This window comes from Lacicoccus alkaliphilus DSM 16010 (assembly GCF_900142805.1).
In the GTDB taxonomy this organism is placed as follows: domain Bacteria; phylum Bacillota; class Bacilli; order Staphylococcales; family Salinicoccaceae; genus Lacicoccus; species Lacicoccus alkaliphilus.
Genome location: NZ_FRCF01000002.1, coordinates 676,147 through 695,043, shown reverse-complemented (window position 1 = coordinate 695,043; position 18,897 = coordinate 676,147). Strand labels below are relative to the sequence as shown.

General features: G+C 50.2%; 17 protein-coding genes. 13 read left to right on the top strand and 4 right to left on the bottom strand.

Features of this window, described 5'->3' with window-relative positions; translation table 11 throughout:
- Nucleotides 1–5: 5 nt before the first annotated feature.
- Genes BUA12_RS03700 through pyrE form a run of 4 tightly spaced genes read left to right on the top strand, consistent with a single transcriptional unit; the run spans nt 6 to nt 2,992 of the window.
- Nucleotides 6–755, top strand: coding sequence for a dihydroorotate dehydrogenase electron transfer subunit (locus BUA12_RS03700; protein WP_072708414.1), 750 nt, complete (start codon nt 6–8; stop codon nt 753–755).
- Entirely contained in the window at nt 752–1,666 is a 915-nt protein-coding gene (locus BUA12_RS03695; protein ID WP_072708412.1) for a dihydroorotate dehydrogenase, read from the top strand. Before BUA12_RS03700 ends, BUA12_RS03695 begins: the two co-directional genes overlap by 4 nt.
- Before the next feature lie 17 nt (nt 1,667–1,683).
- The gene (pyrF, locus tag BUA12_RS03690) at nt 1,684–2,388 is read left to right on the top strand and encodes an orotidine-5'-phosphate decarboxylase (protein ID WP_072708410.1); all 705 of its coding nucleotides are present in this window, start codon (nt 1,684–1,686) and stop codon (nt 2,386–2,388) included.
- Nucleotides 2,381–2,992: an orotate phosphoribosyltransferase gene (pyrE, locus tag BUA12_RS03685; RefSeq protein ID WP_072708408.1), complete on the top strand. Its 612-nt coding sequence runs from the start codon at nt 2,381–2,383 to the stop codon at nt 2,990–2,992. Before pyrF ends, pyrE begins: the two co-directional genes overlap by 8 nt.
- 44 nt (nt 2,993–3,036) lie before the next feature.
- On the opposite strand, the gene BUA12_RS03680 is transcribed toward pyrE, so the two are convergent.
- From BUA12_RS03680 to BUA12_RS03665, 4 genes are all read right to left on the bottom strand, one after another.
- Nucleotides 3,037–3,588, bottom strand: coding sequence for a DUF488 domain-containing protein (locus BUA12_RS03680; protein ID WP_072708406.1), 552 nt, complete (start codon nt 3,586–3,588; stop codon nt 3,037–3,039).
- A gap of 183 nt (nt 3,589–3,771) precedes the next feature.
- Complete coding sequence (locus BUA12_RS03675) at nt 3,772–4,671, bottom strand: nuclease-related domain-containing protein (RefSeq protein WP_072708405.1); 900 nt, start codon at nt 4,669–4,671, stop codon at nt 3,772–3,774.
- Between the two features lie 208 nt (nt 4,672–4,879).
- Complete coding sequence (locus tag BUA12_RS03670) at nt 4,880–6,526, bottom strand: phospho-sugar mutase (RefSeq protein WP_245772734.1); 1,647 nt, start codon at nt 6,524–6,526, stop codon at nt 4,880–4,882.
- Between the two features lie 14 nt (nt 6,527–6,540).
- Nucleotides 6,541–8,235: an Rqc2 family fibronectin-binding protein gene (locus BUA12_RS03665; RefSeq protein ID WP_072708401.1), complete on the bottom strand. Its 1,695-nt coding sequence runs from the start codon at nt 8,233–8,235 to the stop codon at nt 6,541–6,543.
- A 132-nt stretch (nt 8,236–8,367) separates the two neighbouring features.
- On the opposite strand from BUA12_RS03665, the gene gmk reads away from it, so the two are divergent.
- The 9 genes from gmk to pknB are packed head-to-tail and all read left to right on the top strand — an operon-like array spanning nt 8,368 to nt 18,848.
- Entirely contained in the window at nt 8,368–8,991 is a 624-nt protein-coding gene (gene gmk, locus BUA12_RS03660) for a guanylate kinase (protein ID WP_072708398.1), read from the top strand.
- Nucleotides 8,991–9,185: a DNA-directed RNA polymerase subunit omega gene (rpoZ, locus tag BUA12_RS03655; RefSeq protein ID WP_072708396.1), complete on the top strand. Its 195-nt coding sequence runs from the start codon at nt 8,991–8,993 to the stop codon at nt 9,183–9,185. Before gmk ends, rpoZ begins: the two co-directional genes overlap by 1 nt.
- Before the next feature lie 46 nt (nt 9,186–9,231).
- Nucleotides 9,232–10,434: a bifunctional phosphopantothenoylcysteine decarboxylase/phosphopantothenate--cysteine ligase CoaBC gene (gene coaBC / locus BUA12_RS03650; RefSeq protein ID WP_072708394.1), complete on the top strand. Its 1,203-nt coding sequence runs from the start codon at nt 9,232–9,234 to the stop codon at nt 10,432–10,434.
- Nucleotides 10,434–12,812 carry a primosomal protein N' gene (priA, locus tag BUA12_RS03645; protein WP_072708901.1) on the top strand — a complete coding sequence of 793 codons (2,379 nt, stop codon included), beginning with the start codon at nt 10,434–10,436 and terminating at the stop codon, nt 12,810–12,812. Before coaBC ends, priA begins: the two co-directional genes overlap by 1 nt.
- Nucleotides 12,813–12,821: 9 nt before the next feature.
- Nucleotides 12,822–13,751: a methionyl-tRNA formyltransferase gene (gene fmt / locus BUA12_RS03640; protein WP_072708392.1), complete on the top strand. Its 930-nt coding sequence runs from the start codon at nt 12,822–12,824 to the stop codon at nt 13,749–13,751.
- A gap of 5 nt (nt 13,752–13,756) precedes the next feature.
- Nucleotides 13,757–15,067: a 16S rRNA (cytosine(967)-C(5))-methyltransferase RsmB gene (gene rsmB, locus BUA12_RS03635; RefSeq protein ID WP_178138215.1), complete on the top strand. Its 1,311-nt coding sequence runs from the start codon at nt 13,757–13,759 to the stop codon at nt 15,065–15,067.
- A complete protein-coding gene (rlmN, locus tag BUA12_RS03630) occupies nt 15,060–16,163 on the top strand; it encodes a dual-specificity RNA methyltransferase RlmN (RefSeq protein ID WP_072708388.1) in 1,104 nt (367 codons plus the stop codon). The genes rsmB and rlmN overlap by 8 nt, the downstream gene beginning before the upstream one ends.
- Before the next feature lies 1 nt (nt 16,164).
- The gene (locus BUA12_RS03625) at nt 16,165–16,911 is read left to right on the top strand and encodes a Stp1/IreP family PP2C-type Ser/Thr phosphatase (protein ID WP_072708385.1); all 747 of its coding nucleotides are present in this window, start codon (nt 16,165–16,167) and stop codon (nt 16,909–16,911) included.
- Nucleotides 16,908–18,848, top strand: coding sequence for a Stk1 family PASTA domain-containing Ser/Thr kinase (gene pknB, locus BUA12_RS03620; protein WP_072708383.1), 1,941 nt, complete (start codon nt 16,908–16,910; stop codon nt 18,846–18,848). The genes BUA12_RS03625 and pknB overlap by 4 nt, the downstream gene beginning before the upstream one ends.
- The last annotated feature ends 49 nt before the right edge of the window (nt 18,849–18,897 follow it).

Sequence of the window (18,897 nt, the reverse complement as noted above, 5' to 3'; positions counted from 1 at the left end):
AGAAGATGAAAAATATAATGACCGTCGTTTCCCAGGAAGAGATTGCCGATAAGATTTATGAAATGGTGCTTGAAGGTGAGATCACTCAGAACATGACAACGCCGGGCCAGTTCGTACATGTAAGGGTGAGCGGTTCAACGGAAAATGTACTGCGCAGACCGATTTCCATTTCCGATATCAATCAGGACAAGTCACAGTTCACGATCACTTACAGAGCAGACGGGGAGGGCACCGGGAAGCTTTCCCGTTTCAAGCCGGGCGATGCGGTGGACCTCTTATCCCCGCTCGGCAGCGGCTACCCGGTTGAACCAGGCGGACATGTTTTGATCGTCGGAGGCGGCATCGGTGTGCCGCCGCTTTATGAACTATCGAAACAGCTCAATGCCATCGGGGTCAAAACGACACATGTACTGGGCTTCAACTCGAGTAAGGATATTTTCTATGAGGAAAAGTTCAGGGCGCTGGGCGAGACACTCATTGCGACGGCCGACGGCAGCTACGGCACAGAAGGCTTCGTGACTGATGTCACGAGGCATTTGACGGATTCATTCGACCGGTTTTATGCATGCGGGCCGAAAGTGATGCTGAAAGCGGTCAGCGATGAACTCGACATCGACGGTTACATTTCCCTCGAAGAGAGGATGGGATGCGGTTTCGGCGTCTGCTATGCATGTGTGTGCCAGCGTGCAGACGGCACGCAGGCGAAAATATGCACCGACGGGCCGGTCTTCAGGAAAGGTGAGATCATACTATGACAAATTCCAAACTTGCGGTTTCACTGCCCGGCCTCGAGCTGAAAAACCCGGTCATGCCCGCTTCAGGATGTTTCAGTTTCGGGGAGGAATTTTCAAAGCTCTACGATTTATCAAAGCTCGGTGCCATCATGATCAAAGCAGCGACCGAAGAAGAGCGGCCAGGCAATAAAACGCCGCGGGTGGCCGAGACTGCCAGCGGCATGCTGAATGCGATCGGCCTGCAGAATCCCGGTGTGGACCATATCATGGAACATGAATTGAAATTTCTGGAGCAGTATGATGTGCCGGTCATTGCGAACGTGGCCGGCACGAAAATCGAGGACTATGTGAGTGTGGCGGAGAAAATCTCCGGTGCACCGAATGTCAAAGCCCTGGAATTGAATATTTCATGCCCGAACGTCAAAGAAGGCGGAATCCAGTTCGGTACGGACCCGGAAACAGCAAGAAAACTGACATATGAAGTTAAAAACGCGTCAAGCGTGCCGGTTTATGTTAAACTATCACCAAATGTCACCAATATCGTGGATATGGCGAAAAGTGTCGGGGACATGGCGGACGGACTGACGATGATCAACACATTGGTCGGTATGCGTCTGGATAAATCCGGCAGGCCGATTTTAGCGAACATTACCGGTGGCTTGAGCGGACCGGCGATCAAACCCGTCTCCTTGAACATGATTTACCAGGTCAGGCAGCATATGCCTGATGTCCCGATAATCGGAATGGGTGGCATTGCAACAACAGATGATGTATTTGATTACTTATCGGTCGGTGCCGATGCAGTGGCGGTGGGGACGATGAACTTCACCGACCCGTATATCTGTCCGACATTGATCGATGAGCTTGCAACACGGGTCAATACCCTGAACATAGATCATATACATGATTTGAAAGGCAGGGCATACTCATAAAACAATAGGGGGAAATTATTATGAACACACCAATTATCGCACTCGATTTCCGCGAGTATGAAACGGTCAAAGAATTTTTGGGTCAGTTTGATGAGAAGTTGTTCGTCAAAGTGGGTTTGGAACTTTATTTATCAAATGGACCTAAAATCGTCGAAGAAATTCGTCAGATGGGTCATGATATTTTCCTGGATTTGAAGCTCTATGATATTCCGAACACTGTAGGCAAGGCGATGGAAGGCATCGGCAGACTGGATATACAGATGACCAATGTCCATGCCCAGGGCGGCACAGCAATGATGAAACGTGCAGTGGAATCATTCAAGGACGGCAATCCCGACGGCAAGCTGATTGCGGTGACACAACTCACTTCAATGAGTGACGAAATGGTTGCGAGGGAGCAGCAGTCGGTGCTGACATTGACGGAAAGCGTGGTGCATTATTCGGCACTCGCACAAAATGCGGGACTTGACGGTGTGGTGGCCTCCCCGCTTGAAGCAGAAATCATCCATGAGAAGACACATTCGGATTTTCTCACGGTCACGCCGGGCATACGACTTGAAGAAGACTCCAACGACGACCAGGTGAGGGTGGTCACGCCGGAGGATGCAAAAAAAATGAAGTCGGATTATATCGTCGTCGGACGTTCAATCACGCAGGCTGAAAACCCTGTGGATAAATACAACAAAATCAAATCAATCTGGGAGGGCAGCACGGTTGGCTAAAAAGAGTGTGGCAAAAGCTTTACTGGATATCGGTGCAGTGCAGATCAGGCCGGATGCGCCCTTCACGTGGGCAAGCGGCATCATTTCACCGATATACTGCGACAACAGGCAAATCATCGGTCATGTGGATACCAGGAAGAGGATCGTTCAGCACTTCACGGAGAAAATCAATGAGATTGCACCGGATGCCGAGGTGGTTGCAGGCACTTCTACTGCAGGCATCCCACATGCGGCTTTCATCAGTGAAGTGATGGACCTTCCGATGTGTTATGTCAGAGGCAGCAAGAAGAAGCACGGGACAGGCAGGCTGATCGAAGGAGCGGCAGTGGAGGGCAGAAAAGTCGTCCTCATTGAAGACCTTATTTCGACCGGCGGTTCAAGCATAGAAGCGGCTGAAATTTTGAGGGAGGAAGGCGCGGAGGTCGAGGCCGTCGTGGCCATATTTTCCTATCAGCTTGAAAAAGCCGCCTCGAATTTTGAAACGTCAGGGTTCAGGTGCGTCACGTTATCCGACCTTGATACTCTGCTTGATGTCAGCATCAGGGAAAACCTGCTGACGGAAGCCGAAAGGGCGGAAGTCGTGAAATTCAGGGACGAATTATAGAATGGGAAAAGGATGCCGGGTGCCGGCATCCTTTTTTGTCGGGGTCAGTCAAGTTTCGGATAGACGACCGTCTGATCCTCCTCGATGATCGGCATCGCCCCCCATTTCCCGAGCTCGTGAGGTGTGAGTTTTATTTCATCTTCAGAACGGCGGATGATATGGATGACTTCATGGTCGTGTGCCTTCAGCCAGTTGCTGATGAGCAGGCGGTGGCAGCGGGCGGGATGATTTTCGGAACACATATAGGCGACCGTGTGACTCTCTGCTGTTCCGAGAAGGGCGTTTATCCCGTCGGCGAATTCCTCCGACAGAGTATAATCCGCATAATGATGGAACGACTGGTTCCTCCAGCCCTCGTTCAGCGTCGGGCCGATGACCGAGGAACTCCCGCGTCTTCCTCCGAGTGCCGGCATATGATCATAATCCACACCCGCCGATTTGAGCCATGTCATCATTTCCTCCCCGTTGAAGTGCGGATGCTTATTACTGTAGGGGAACGCCCGCACATCCGCGACGCAGTTTATTTCCGCGTGTTTGAGCATCACGGTGAACACCTCTTTTGAATAATCCGAATGCCCGATCGTGTATATTTTCATGGAATCACCTTTTTAGTAGTCCATACCACCTTCTGGGAAATAAAAACCCGGTGGCCGGGGGACGCGTGATGCGGGGAGTCGATTATCTTTATGAATTCGACCGACTTAATCAAATACCGTCTGCGAAATCGATTATCCTGAAGAAACCGGTCGACTTAATCGAATATCGCCACCACTGAGTGACTAAAGCTTTAATCTGCCTCTTTTCACATTGCTCCTGACATAAAATTCACTGATGCCTCCATCCGAAAACGTCTGAATCAGACTGGGGGTGACCTTCCATGAGCGGTTGAGCACTTTCAACTCACAAATCAGCCTGGCGGTCGCATCCAAAATGGGGAAATCAACTTCGCAGGCCGCACATCTGAACCAATCCCTGTTCCTGCGCAGGAGCTTCCTCCCGCATTGCTCACAGAACAGGCCTTTTTCAAGCTCGCGAAACTCAACAATAGTATCTCTTTGATATTTCAGGACGTCCACTTTCCGTGATTCGAGCCTGGAAACAAGGTGGCTGTGATCATACTGGTTGCCACCCATCGCCTTGGAGAGCTTCTTATGTAAATGACTCCTCACAATGATTTCAGTGGTCGCCGGCAGGTTGAAGATCGTCTGATTTTCATTGATGAAGACCACCACATTGAACATGCGTATCCGTGAATCAAAGCTGCGAAGCATTTTCCCGAGCATATCCCGCTGCCTGCCCAGCTGCAGCAGGGGACTGGTGAACTCATTGCCATTTTCAAAATACCAACTGGCGTCCTTATAAAAAAGGTCGAAATTATAATTCTTGATTTCGAACGTGTATAAAAAATCCTTCGCAACCACCACATTATCGATCTGGATGTGCGATGTGTCCTCTTTCGATTTTGTCAGTATTCCCGGGGCATCTTCGGGATGGCAGCTGTAGTCTTTCATATGGATGATGTTCGTGCCGGTAATGAATGAACCGATGATGCCGTCGAACTGCAACTCGCCTTGATATCCGTCCTCCAGTTTCTGAAGCTCGTCTTTCTCGTAAGCCGACAATCTGTATCTTGCACTCAAAATTTCCAACTGCTGATGGCGTCTGGTCTTCGCTCTCATTCCCGAACCTCCGGCTTTTATTCTGATGATAAACCGGATCTGAATTGTTGTCATATCGCAACAATTCAATATCTGACATCTGAATGCCGCACTTTTTCAATAATCATCGGTGAAACAATGCAGAATTCCGATTTCCGCCTGCAGAATTTCAAAATCTGTATAATAAAGACCCGTCACCGGAATGAGGTGCGGGTCTTCATAATAATCTTCAGACGCCGAATATCATGTCATTGATGATTTTGGCTTCTTCGTCGATATGATCGGTCTCGAGGGAGACGTACAATTTGATTTTCGGTTCCGTGCCGGATGGCCTGAGTGCAATCCAGCCGTCATCAAAGTGGATTTTGATGACATCCGCAGAAGGCAGGTCGATTTTTGCGGTTTCCCCCGACTCGAAACGCCGTTCGCCTGAGAGATAGTCTTCGACACACCGGACTTGGCGCCCCTCGATTTCACGGGGGGTGTTCCTTCTGAACTGGTCCATGATTTCAGAAATCCTCTCGCGGCCCTCCATTCCTTCGAATGTGTGGCTGATCATCTTTTCACGCTGAGGGCCGAATTCTGCATATATCTTTTCAAGGTAATCGACAAGGGTCAGCCCTTCATTCTTGAGCCCGGCTGCAAGCTTGACGATGGCGGGCACGATCTGGACGGCATCCTTATCACGGACGAAGTCACTGATCAGATACCCGTAGCTCTCCTCATAACCGAATGCGAATTCGCGGGCATCATCAGCCTCGAGCGACCGTGCGACCGCGCCTATATATTTGAAGCCGGTGAGGACTTCGACCAGTTCGGCACCGAATTTTTCAGAGATCTTTCTGCTCAGATCACTCGTGACGACACTTTTGACGACCACCGGCAGGCGTTCAAACTCTGTTCCCTCCAGCCGGTTGTGTAGTAAAATGGCGCCCAGCTGGTTGCCGTCCAGGTGGACATAATCATCTTCATGCCATACTTCAACACCGATCCTGTCGGCATCGGGGTCGGTTGCGACAAGCAGGTCGGCACCGGCCTCCCGGCCCAGTTTCCTCGCTCCGGCGAAAGCCTGGACGTCTTCCGGATTCGGGCTTGCGACATGAGAAAAGTCACTGTCGACTTCGCACTCATCCGGCACGAGATGCAGATGATGGAAGCCGAGGTCCCGGAGAATATATTCCACGACCGGCAGCGCCGTGCCGTGAAGGCTTGAGAAGACGACCTGCAGATCCGATTCCGGTATATCCCCGGAAATCGACTTCACTTTCTGCTGATAGTCTTCATAATGCCGGTAGTCGATGTGGATGACCCGTCCCGCTTCCAGCGCATCATCAAAGTCCGCGGATGGAATATCGAAAAAGTCTTCAACGGCGTTGATTTCATCACTCAACGCACCGGCGGGCACATCCGTCAGCTGCGCACCGTCGGAGCCGTAAACCTTGATGCCGTTGTATTCCGGCGGGTTATGGCTTGCCGTGATCATGATGCCGTAATCCGCCTCATGCCGCCTTGTGAAAAAGGACAGCTCGGGCGTGGTGATGTAACCTTCCGACAAATAAACTTCAATATCATTCTGCACGAGGACAGAGGCGATCGCCTCCGAGAAAGCCCTGGACAGATGGCGGATATCATACCCGATCACGACACGACCCCCGCCTTCTTTCTGCATCTGCCTGCTGAGTCCTTCAGCCACCCTTTCCACTGTGTAGCGGTTCAGCCTGTTCGGTCCGAGGCCGATTTTACCGCGGATCCCCGCAGTCCCGAATTTAAGTTCCGAAGCATATGCATCTTCATGATCGGCTCCACCCGCCTCCGAATACATTTCTTCCGTGATCAGACTGTCTTTCAAATATTTTTCCCATTCTTCACTTGCCACTCGTTTCACCTCATTCATGTCGTTACTTTCATCTTATCAATTTCATGCCCGACCGGGGTAGCGAAAACGGTCTTCTGGTCGGTATAAGTGACGAACCCGGGCTTGGCACCGGATATCTTGTGCACATATTTGATTTCCGTATAATCCACAGGTACGGATTCCGAGCTGCCCGCCTTTGAATGGTAGGCTGCAATCTTCGCCGCATCGTGTATATCCGCTTCTTCAATCTCATGCGGCGGATGGGCGATGACCACATGGGATCCGGGGATGTCCTTCGTATGGAACCATAGATGGTTATTGCGGGATTTCTTTGAAGTCAGGTAATCATTCTGTTTGTTGTTCTTGCCGACGAGCACCGTCAGACCATTCGAGGTCCTGAATTCATGCAGCTGTATTTTCTTTTTCTTTTTCTTCTTACCGGTGTTCCTGAATTTGAGGATGCCTTCCTCGACAAGTTCCTCCCTGATCTCCTCCACTTCATCGGAGGTGGTGATCGCATCCATCTGATGCAGCAGGCTCTCGAAGTATGCCTTGTCCTGATACGACTTCTCCAGCTGCTCGTAGGCAGTGCTCTCACGGTTCTTCAGCTTGTTGTACATGCGGTAATATCTTTGTGCGTTCTCACTCGGTGCGATATCCGGATTGAGCGGAATCGTCACTTCTTCATTCGTGTAATAATCCAGGACGGTCACTTCTTTGTCATAACGTCTGATTTCATGCATGAAGGCAGTGATCAGCTCGCCGTACTTTTGATATTCGTCCTTCTTTTCAGATTCCTTCAGATCTTCCTTCAGTTTCTCGATCTTGCGCTCCACCCGGTCGTGTTCCCTCTCGATGACATGCAGGTAGTCCTGCGCCTTCTGGCGGATGAGGTTGTTACGGAAGCGGTTATGATAGTAATCATCGAGAAGGGCGCCCAGCGTCGGATACACTTCGGGGTCGCCGTCGATATGATGCAGTCTTGTAAAATAGAATACATCCTTATCGAGATGATACAGGGCCGGTGTGATTTCTTCCGCCTGCTTCAGACGCTCTTTGATGGCGGGGACGATATTCTGCATCGTGAAATGATTTGCATGATGTTCGACTTCTTTTATGAACAGCGGGCTGAAACCTTCAACCGCCTTCAATATCTGCCGGTTCAATTTACCGCTGTTGAAGTCGATACGGGCGGGGAGTCCATTTATTTCATCCGTCCTCGGGTTAAGCTTTTCATCCGTCGGCGGCGCCTCATACCTGAAACCGGGCATGACCGTCCTGACATTATTATTCGGGGTCAGGTGCTTGATGCCCGAGATGATTTTATAGTCCTCATCCGTCATGATGATGTTGGAATGTTTGCCCATGATTTCAAGTATCAGTACCCTCGTCATATCATCGCCGATTTCATTTTTGGAATTGACCGTGATGTGGACTTTGCGGTCATTTCCGATCTGCTCGATGGCCTTTATGATACCGCCTTCCATATGCTTTCTCAGCACACGGGAGAACATCGGCGGGTCAAAAGGGAATTCATACTTTTGAGCAGTCAGGTGGAACCTTGCATACATGGGATGTGCACTGATCAGCAGCTGGTGATTTTCACCTTGGCTGCGTATCTTGAAAATCAGTGTGGTATCATCCATCTGCTGAATTTTGTTGATTTTGCCCGATTGTATGATTTTCAGTTCCTCACACAATGCATGAACAAAATTACCATCAAATGCCATTTACATCTCTCCTTAATTACACTACCTGAATATTTTACCATGAACATTTATATATCAATAATTTTTAAGATGAATTTTAACAATATATATGATACATTAGGAGATAATCACAAAAAAGAAAGGTAACTCGCTATGACTTCAGACAAAGGACTTTTGATTGTGCTCTCAGGCCCTTCAGGTGTCGGAAAAGGCACAGTTAGAAAGGCGATTTTTGATGATCCGGATACAACGTTTAAATATTCAATTTCGATGACGACCCGCAGGCAGCGGGATGGTGAAGTGGATGGTGTGGATTACTTTTTCAAGACGAAGGAAGAATTTGAGTCATTGATTGAACAGGATAAATTCATAGAATATGCCGAGTATGTGGGCAACTATTACGGCACACCGATCGATTATGTGGTGGAAACGATGGAAAATGGTCATGATGTCTTCTTGGAAATTGAAGTGGAAGGCGCCAAACAGGTCCGCGAAAAGTTTCCGGAAGCGCTCTTCATCTTTTTGGCACCACCGAATCTCGCACAGCTCGAGGAACGCCTGATCGGCCGGGGCACCGACTCGATGGAAGTGATCAAACACCGCATCACGGAAGCGAAGAGGGAACTGAAGCTCATGAACCTGTACGATTATGTTGTGATCAATGAAGATGTACAACAGGCGAAGGGGCGTGTACAATGTATAGTCGAAGCTTCGCATATGAGGCGGGCACGTGTGGAATCAAAATTAAGAAAGTTATTATTGGAGGTCAATAATTAATGTTATACCCACCGGTACATGAACTGAAGAAAACCGTGGATTCGAAATATCTGGTAGTGACCCTGGCTGCAAAGCGGGCAAGGGAGCTGCAGGACTATCCGGACAGGACGGCCCTGGATGAATATGAATCACTTAAAACAGTAGGCATGGCACTCGAAGAGATTGCTGAAAATAGAGTAAGGCCGCTAAACTAGCTGACAATACTTTGTCAGCTTTTTTTAAAATTGAGGTGAGGTTAAGATGGCAAACATAGTCATAGGTGTGACAGGAAGCATCGCAGCTTATAAAGCTGTCGATCTGACGAGTAAACTGGTACAGAGTGGACATGAAGTGAAAGTGGTACTGACTGGAAATGCGATGGAGTTCATCACCCCGCTTGCTTTCCAGGCAATCGGGCGCAATCATGTATATACAGACACCTTCAGAGAAGAGGATCCGGCGGTGATTTCACATATCAATATCGGCGAATGGGCGGATTTGATCATTGTTGCACCGGTGTCGGCGAACACCATCAGTAAGCTGGCCAACGGCATATATGACAATATGCTGTTGAATGTCCTTGCTGCGAATACAAAGCCCGTACTGCTTGCACCTGCAATGAATGTCCATATGTACGAGCAGCCTGCGGTCCAAAGGAACATGAAATTACTCCTTGATGAGGGGTATCAAATACTCGATGCGGAATCCGGCTTCCTTGCCTGCGGGTATAATGCGAAGGGCCGGATGGCCAATGTCCCGGATATCATGGGTTATATAGAAGACTTTTTAGACGGTGAAGAAAATGCACCCCTTACAGGCAAAAAGGTGGTGATCACTGCCGGCCCGACCCGGGAGGCGCTGGACCCGGTCCGTTACATGACCAACCACTCCAGCGGCAAGATGGGGTACAGCCTTGCTGAAAGCTTCAAATCACTCGGAGCGGATGTGGTGCTGATCAGCGGTCCGGTCACATTGACGCCTCCGGACGGCGTGACGACCCTCGGCGTCATCTCGACTGAAGACATGTTCCAGGCGGTGAAAAGTCATATGGATGCCGACATCGGCGTATTTGCTGCAGCAGTGAGTGATTACACGCCCGTCAGCTTTTCGGAAGGGAAGATGAAGAAGACGGACGCGTCGGACAATCTGGTGATCGAGCTGAAGAAAACACCCGACATCTTGAAATATGCCGGCCATAACAGCGCAGGCATGTACATCATCGGATTCGCTGCAGAAACGGATGATGTAAGGGAGTATGCACTTAAAAAATTGAAGGACAAGAACGCCGACTGCATCATCATGAATGATGTTTCAAATCCCGAAATCGGCATGAACAGCGACGATAATGAAGTGACGCTGCTGTTCAGGGACGGTTCAGAAAAACATCTGAAAAAGTCCTCAAAATCGCAGATTGCCCGACAAATCACCCGGGAACTGCTGGAATATGACGGACGTGGGCGATGATGTTTGCATCGGTGATCGTGAGCATTACAGCAAGTGACGTCAATAAGGTGTTCGAATATAAAATACCTGAAGGTCTCTCGGACCTGATCAAAGTGGGACACAGGGTGCTCGTCCCTTTCGGTCCCCGTCAAATCCAGGGTTATGTCGTCGATATAAAAGACGAGGTGGAGTATGATGCGGCCAGGATCAAGCCGATCATACGCGCCCTCGATATCAGACCGGTTTTGACACCGGAACTGATTCAACTGGCCGGTCATCTGGCGGACCACTACATCGCCTCCTATATTTCAGTCATAGAGACGATCCTGCCGGCAGCCCTTAAGAGCAAATCGAAAAAGATGCTGTCCCTCCACAGCCCGGGCGGTGAAGCGGAACTTGCATGGCAGGGGATGAACCTGCCGCATGAAGTCGAGGTCAAGACGCTCTCCGCTTCCCAGCTTGCGGCATTGAAGCCTTATATCACATCAGGGGAAGTCATTGAAGAAACCGTCCTCACGCAGCATACGAAGAAGAAATATGCCCGGGCACTGAAGCCCACTTTCGCACCGCGTGGGGACTTCGGACGTGCGTATAAGCAGCTGGAACTGCTCGATTTCATCGAACAGCATGATGAGTACGTCCTCCTGTCGGAAGTGCTGGAGCACGGCTACACTTCAGGAACGGTCAATGAACTGGTGAAAAAGGGATATGTCCGGAGAACCGATGTGGTGGTCGAACGCGATCCTTACAAGTCCAGGGTCTTTGAAGAGGATCCGCCCAAGGAACTGAACAGTGAACAGGAGTATGCATACAATGAAATCATCCGGGCCGTAGAGGAAGACACGGCGGAGACCTTTCTTCTGCACGGGGTGACCGGCAGCGGAAAGACGGAGATTTATCTGCAGACCATCGCACATGTGCTGGATAAAGGTCGTACCGCACTCATGCTGGTGCCGGAAATCGCGCTCACACCACAGATGGTCAACCGCTTCAAAGCCCGTTTCGGTGACGAAGTGGCGGTCCTCCACTCGGGGTTGTCGCACGGTGAGAAATATGATGAATGGCTGAAAGTGAGGAACGGCGGCGCGAAAGTGGTCGTCGGGGCACGGAGCAGCGTGTTCGCACCGGTGGAAAACCTCGGCATCATCATCATCGATGAGGAACATGAAACCACTTATAAACAGCAGGACCGTCCGATGTATCATGCGGCAGAGGTTGCCAAATACCGGAGCCGGTATTATAATTGTTCGGTGATTCTGGGGTCGGCGACACCTTCACTTGAAAGTTATGCACGCAGTGAGAGGGGTGTCTATACAAGGATCGAGCTGAACCACAGGGCAGTGACGCGGACCCTCCCTGAAACGAAGATCGTCGATATGTCGGTCGAACACAGGAGCGGCAATATATCCATCGTCTCAGACACACTCAGGGAAGCCATCGAGGAGAGGATCAGGCTTGGGGAACAGACCGTACTTCTTCTGAACAGACGGGGTTATGCGAACTTCCAGATCTGTCAGGACTGCGGCCATGTGCCGAACTGCCCCAATTGCGATATCTCGCTCACCTACCATAAGGCACAGTATTCCCTACTGTGCCATTATTGCGGTTATGAAGACGGTGTGAAACGTGAATGTGATAATTGCAGCAGCGATGAAGTCACCTTCAGGGGCACAGGTACGGAGAAAGTGGAGGAAATATTGAGGGATATGTTCAATACCGGCATCGTCAGGATGGATAATGATACGACGCGCAGGAAAGGGATGCATGAAAAACTGCTGGATAAGTTCGAACAGGAGAAAGTTCCGATCCTGCTCGGCACCCAGATGATCGCGAAAGGGCTGGATTATCCGAATGTGACACTCGTCGGTGTGTTGAATGCCGATACGATGCTGAACATCCCCGACTTCCGGGCCAATGAGAAAACGTACCAGCTTCTGACCCAGGTGGCGGGGAGGGCCGGCCGGCATGAGCTGTCCGGGGAAGTGATTTTCCAGACCTACAATCCCGGCCACTATGCGATAGATCTGGCACAGGGGAATGATTACAGGACGTTCTATGAGAAGGAGATGGCATTCAGAAGACTTGCCAGATACTCACCGTATTACTTCCATGTCCTGTTCACAGTCTCCCATGAAACGGTGCAGAAATGTCTCGAAGCGACCACGCATATCCATCAGGCACTCGTGAAGAGTGTCACGGACAAAGCCATCATCGTCGGTCCATCCCCGAGTCCGATAGAGCGGATCAATAACCAGTACCGTTTCCAAATACTGCTGAAATACAAGAATGAACCAAATCTACTCGAAGTTCTGCATGAAATCAATCTGCATTATAATGAACTTTACAAAAAAGAAAAATTATCATTGAAGATTGATGTGGATCCGAAGTACATTATGTAGGAGGATATGATGCCCAATATAATATTCATGGGGACACCCGATTTCTCGGTGCCCATATTAAAAGATTTACACGAACAGTACGGGGTGGGCCTGGTGGTGAGCCAGCCGGATAAGCCGGTCGGGAGGAAGCGCGTCATGACCCCGCCCAAAGTCGCCGCGGCAGCGCATGAATTGAATATAGAAGTATACCAGCCGGATGACATAAAAGATGAAGCGGCGATGGCGGTGCTTGAGAGCTTCAAGCCGGATATCATCGTCACTGCAGCGTACGGCCAGATACTGCCGGAACCGCTGCTTCAGCTGCCGAAATACGGTGCGGTCAATGTCCATGCGTCCCTGCTGCCGGCGCTGCGGGGCGGTGCGCCGATACACCACGCGATAATAAGCGGTGCCGACAAGACGGGGATCACCATCATGTATATGGCAAAAGGCCTCGACTCCGGTGATATCATCACCCAGAGGGCGCTTTCAATCCAGGAAGAGGATGACACCGGCGCGCTTCATGACAAACTGAGCCGTCTCGGCAGTGAACTGCTTCTTGAAACTCTCCCGTCCATATTCGAAGGATCGAATGAAAGAACACCCCAGGACCACGCCTCGGCCACCTACAGCCCGAACATCACAAAAGAGGATGAACTGCTTGATTTCGACAGGCCTGCACGGCAGGTCTTCAATCATATCCGCGGACTTTCACCTTTTCCGGGGGCCTATACGAACCTCGAGGACAAACGGTTTAAGATCTACAGTGCAAAACTCACCGGTGAGAAGACGACCGGGCAGCCAGGGGAAATTTTAAGTGTGCACGATGAAGGCTTTTTAGTCGCCACAGGCGATGAAAAACTGCTCGTTATGGAAGTGCAGCTTGCAGGAAAGAAGAAAGTCTCTGCGAAGAAATTTATTCAAAACCGTGAAGACTTGATCGGCCGGTTATTAGGATGATGAATATGACAGTGAGAGAAACCGCATTTGATGCTTATTTGAAAATCATGGATGAGAAGGCCTACAGTAATATCGTCATAGACGAAGTGCTGAATTCGGGGGAGGTGTCTCCTAAAGACAGCGGCTTGTTCACCGAGCTGATATACGGGACGCTGTCCCGCCAGCTCACCCTGAATTTCTATCTGCAGCCGTTCCTCAGGACGAAAGTGAAGAAATGGCACAGGCATCTGCTCAACATGGCGGCCTACCAGATGGTGTATCTGGATCGTGTGCCCGCATACGCCGTCATCAATGAAACCGTCGAAATCGCAAAAGAATACGGCGGCAGGCAGGCGGCTAATGCCACAAATGCCATACTCCGGAATTTCATGCGTGAACCGCTGAGGGAAATTGCGGAGATTAAAAATCCTGAGAAGAGGCTCTCCGTTGAGACGAGCATCCCTCTATGGGTGATCAAGCACTGGAAGACGCACTACAAGGCTGAAGGGGCTGAAAAGATCGCCAGGAGCCTTGCCACCCATCCGGAGATGTACATCAGGGTGAATACCAGATATACGGACCCTGTATCATTAAAGGAAAAACTGGACCTGGAGGGGCACCCGGTCGAGCTGACTGAACTGCATCCGGATGCCCTTGTAGTCAGCAGCGGTGCGAGCATAATGAACACCGGGTCTTATATGGATGGTGACTTCAGCATCCAGGATGTGAGCTCGATGTTCGTCAACACCGCGCTTGAGCCCCGTAACGGCGATGTCATCCTGGATGCATGCAGTGCACCGGGCGGGAAAGGTCTCCATGTGCTCGAAAAGAATCCGGACGGGCACGTGGATTTAAGCGATGTCCATGCTCATAAAGTCCGCACCATAGAGCGGAATGCAAACAGGCTGAAACTTGAGAATTACGATGCTTTCAAAGGGGATGCAACGCAACATGAATACCCGCGGATGTACGATAAAATCATAGTGGATGCACCGTGTTCCGGATTGGGCGTGATCAAAAGGAAGCCGGAGATCAGATATGAGAGGAACAGCAAGGATATCGACAACCTTGTGGATTTGCAGCTTGAAATACTCGACCATGTGAAAAAGTTTTTAAAACCCGGCGGCACATTGATTTATGCGACATGCACCATCCACCAGATGGAAAATGAAAATGTGGCATATACTTTTGTCAAAAGTAATGATAACTTTAAATTTGAAGATTTTCACATTCCGGCACTGGACTTTACAGGGCCGCACCGCCAAATACTGCCATACGAATTAAATACCGACGGCTTCTTCATCGCCCGGTTCAAAAAGGATGTTTTAAATGATTGAAAGACCCCAGATAAAACCAGTTAAAGACTTATTCCAGCCGGAATTCGACACACCTTCCATCTATACGTCATCCAAGGATGACCTGATCGCTCGGATGACTGAATGGAACGAGGAAGAATACAGGGGAAGCCAGATCTTCGAATGGCTGTACCAGCACCGGGTGGATGACTTTGATGAAATGAAGAACCTCCCGAAAACCCTGCGTGAAAAACTGAAGTCGCACTACAGCATCGAGCCGCTCGAAACGCTCGTCAAACAGGAAAGTTTGGACGGCACGATGAAATTCCTGTTCAAACTGAGGGATGGCTATACGATAGAAACGGTCCTGATGAGGCATGATTACGGTAATTCCGTCTGTGTGACGACTCAGGTCGGCTGCCGCATCGGCTGTTCTTTCTGCGCTTCGACGCTCGGCGGACTGAAACGTAATCTCGAAGCAGGGGAAATCGTCTCCCAGGTCGTACAGATACAAAAGGCGCTGGACGAGACCGGTGAGAGGGTGTCCAGCATCGTCATCATGGGAATAGGCGAACCCTTTGAGAATTACAACCCGATGATGCAGTTCATCAGAATCATGAATCATGATGACGGCTTGAATATCGGTGCACGCCATATCACCGTTTCAACGAGCGGCATCGTCCCGAGGATATATGACTTTGCCGATGAAGACATCCAGATCAATTTTGCAGTCAGCCTCCATGCACCGACAAATGAGCAGCGCTCCAGCCTGATGCCGGTCAACCGTGCATATGATATCGAAAAACTGATGCATTCATTGAGATATTACCAGCAGCAGACCAGCCGCAGGATTTCATTCGAATACGGTCTGTTCGGCGGTGTGAATGACAGGAAGGAAGATGCGGTGAAACTTGCGTCGCTCATCAAAGACCTGAAATGCCATGTCAACCTGATACCGGTGAACCATGTGCCGGAAAGAAATTATGTCAGAACGACACGTGACGACATATTCGACTTTCTGGAGACGCTCAACCAGCAGGGCATCAACGCGACAGTCAGGCGCGAGCAGGGAACGGACATCGATGCTGCATGCGGGCAGCTGAGAGCGAAAGAATCAAAAGAAGAAACGAGGGGTTAACTTGGAAATCATTGACAAGAGTATTCGTGGCAAATTTCGTGAACTGAATGAGGACAGAACCGGCGTTTTTTATAATGGTACAAATCAGGTGTTGTTTTTGGTCGCGGATGGCATGGGCGGCCACGCCCATGGAGATGTGGCATCTAAATTTGTCAATGATGAAATCCAGGCGGCCTGGGAGCAGGAAAACCTCATCAAAAGCGGCCGGGGGGAAGCTTTTTTACGTGAGCTGGTCATCCGGACCAACCGTAAGCTGCATGATCTGCAGCAGAGCCATCCCGATTACAGGGGGATGGGCACCACGCTGGTGCTGGCGGCCATCATCGAAGATGTCATATTCATATTGAATGTGGGGGATTCAAGAGCTTATGTGATGAGGCATCGTGCAATCGAGCAGGTGACCAGGGATCACTCTTTTGTCAATCTGCTTGTGGAATCCGGTGAAATCTCTGAAGAAGAGGCCAAGAACCATCCTAAAAGAAATATCATCACGAAAGCGCTGGGGACAGACAGGCTGATCCAGCCCGATATATTCCGACTGAGGAACAGGCAGTATGATTACATCCTCCTTGCATCCGACGGACTCACTGATGTGCTCAGGGAAGATGATATCCACCGTACGCTCTATCAGCGGGACCTGAGTCTGCATGAACGGCTCGATTCATTGATCGGGCAGGCTGAGGCAAATGCATCCAAAGACAATATCAGCGCCTGCCTTGCCGACTTGAAGGTGGGTGCGAAAATGTGATAGGCAGATTACTGTCGGAAAGGTACAAAATACTGAAGTACCTCGGCGGGGGGATGAGCTCCGTCTATCTTGCAGAAGATATCATCCTGAACCGTAATGTAGTGGTCAAGATGATAAAAGTTGATGCCCATAATGAGGAGAAGTCCCGTCTCAGGTTTCAGCGGGAAGTACAGAGTACGATCCAGCTCTCACATCCAAACATAGTGAATGTACTCGATGTGGACGAAACCGATGAATATCAGCTGCTGGTGACCGAGGTTGTGGACGGCCCGACCTTAAAACAATATATCGAGGAAAACCATCCGATTTCGATTGAAGAATCGGTGCGCCTTGCAGTCGAGGTTTTGACAGGGATCGAACATGCACATCACCGGGGCATCATTCACCGGGACATCAAACCGCAAAACATCCTTCTCGACAGTGAGCATCGGGTGAGGATCACTGATTTCGGCATCGCCAAAGCACTCAGTGAGACAAGGATGACGGAGACGAACCAGGTCATGGGTTCCGTACAGTATATTTCGCCTGAACAGGCAAAAGGGCAGGATACTGACGAAAGAACGGATATTTACTCTTTTGGGATCGTCCTGTTCGAACTGCTGACAGGGCGGGTCCCGTTCAGCGGTGAAACACCGGTTTCGGTCGCTTTGAAGCAGATATCCGAAGAGCTGCCGGAAATCGACGATTACAGGCCGATCCCCCAGGGTTTGAAGAATATCATTTTGAGGTGCACGGAAAAGAAGCCTGCAGACCGTTACCGGCACGTCGATATGATTTTGGCGGATTTGAGCAAGTATGACACCATCAGCACCCCTTATGTCAATTCTGTTGACGGCCCGGATGAACAGACGATCAAGACGGACAAAATTAAACCACTGGCGCCACCTTCAACTCCTGCCGGGGAAGGTGTGAAGCCGCCTGAAGACAGGAAGAGCGGCTGGCTCTGGCTGGTGCCTTTGCTGTTTCTGCTCTCAGCTGCCGGGCTCGCCGCCTATATGATGTTCCCGGAAGAGGAAGAGGTGACGGCTTTGGCCATGCCTGATTTCCAGGGCATGACGATTGAATCCGCCGAAGCCGTCCTCTCCGAATATCAGCTTGAGATGGGGGAGGTCACTGAGGATTACGATGATGCATTCGCAGCGGGAGAAGTCATCGCGACCAGCCCGGAAAGCGGTGAGGTTGTGGCATTCGGCAGCACCGTGGATTTCATTGTGAGCGCCGGACCGGAACCTTATACGATGGCAGACTTCACCGGCGGGAATTTCACAGATATACAGGGTGCATTGAATGACATCAACTTCAACCGCATCGACCTGAATGAAGTATATTCGGATACCGAGGCAGGAACGATACTCAGTCAGTCGATCAGCCCCGGGGAGGAAGTCCATCCGGATGAACATACCCTTGTACTCGAAGTTTCCCAGGGTGTGGAACCGGTCGAAATCGTGAATTTTGCCGGGGAGCCATACGAAACTGCAAGGGAGCAGCTCGAGCAGAACGGCTTCAATGTCGTCCTGTCCCAGGAGCTTTACAGCGAGGAGGTCGAGCAGGGTTTCGTCATCAGCCAGGATCCGAGTTACGGCAGCTTTCTACCCGGATCGACCATAAACCTCGTGGTTTCACTCGGCACAGAGCCCCCTAAAAATATGCTGTATTCAACGACGGTCACCATCCCCTATGGTGAAACCGGGGCATCCGGAGGAGATGAAGAGGATGGAGAGGGTGCTTCGGATGAAGACAACCCGCCTAAAAGAGTTGACATTTATTTGGAAGATGCAAACAATCCGGATATCGATGATGTCCATGAGACCATTGAAATCAATGAAGACACCTCATACACCGTCCGTCTTGAAATTGAACCCGATGGCAGGGGGATGTTCAGGGTGGAAGTGGACGGGGAACAAGTCATTGATGAAGTTATACCTTACTCTGAATAGGGTAAACCATAAATAACATGCAAATGTTGGTAATCACAGCCTGACTTAT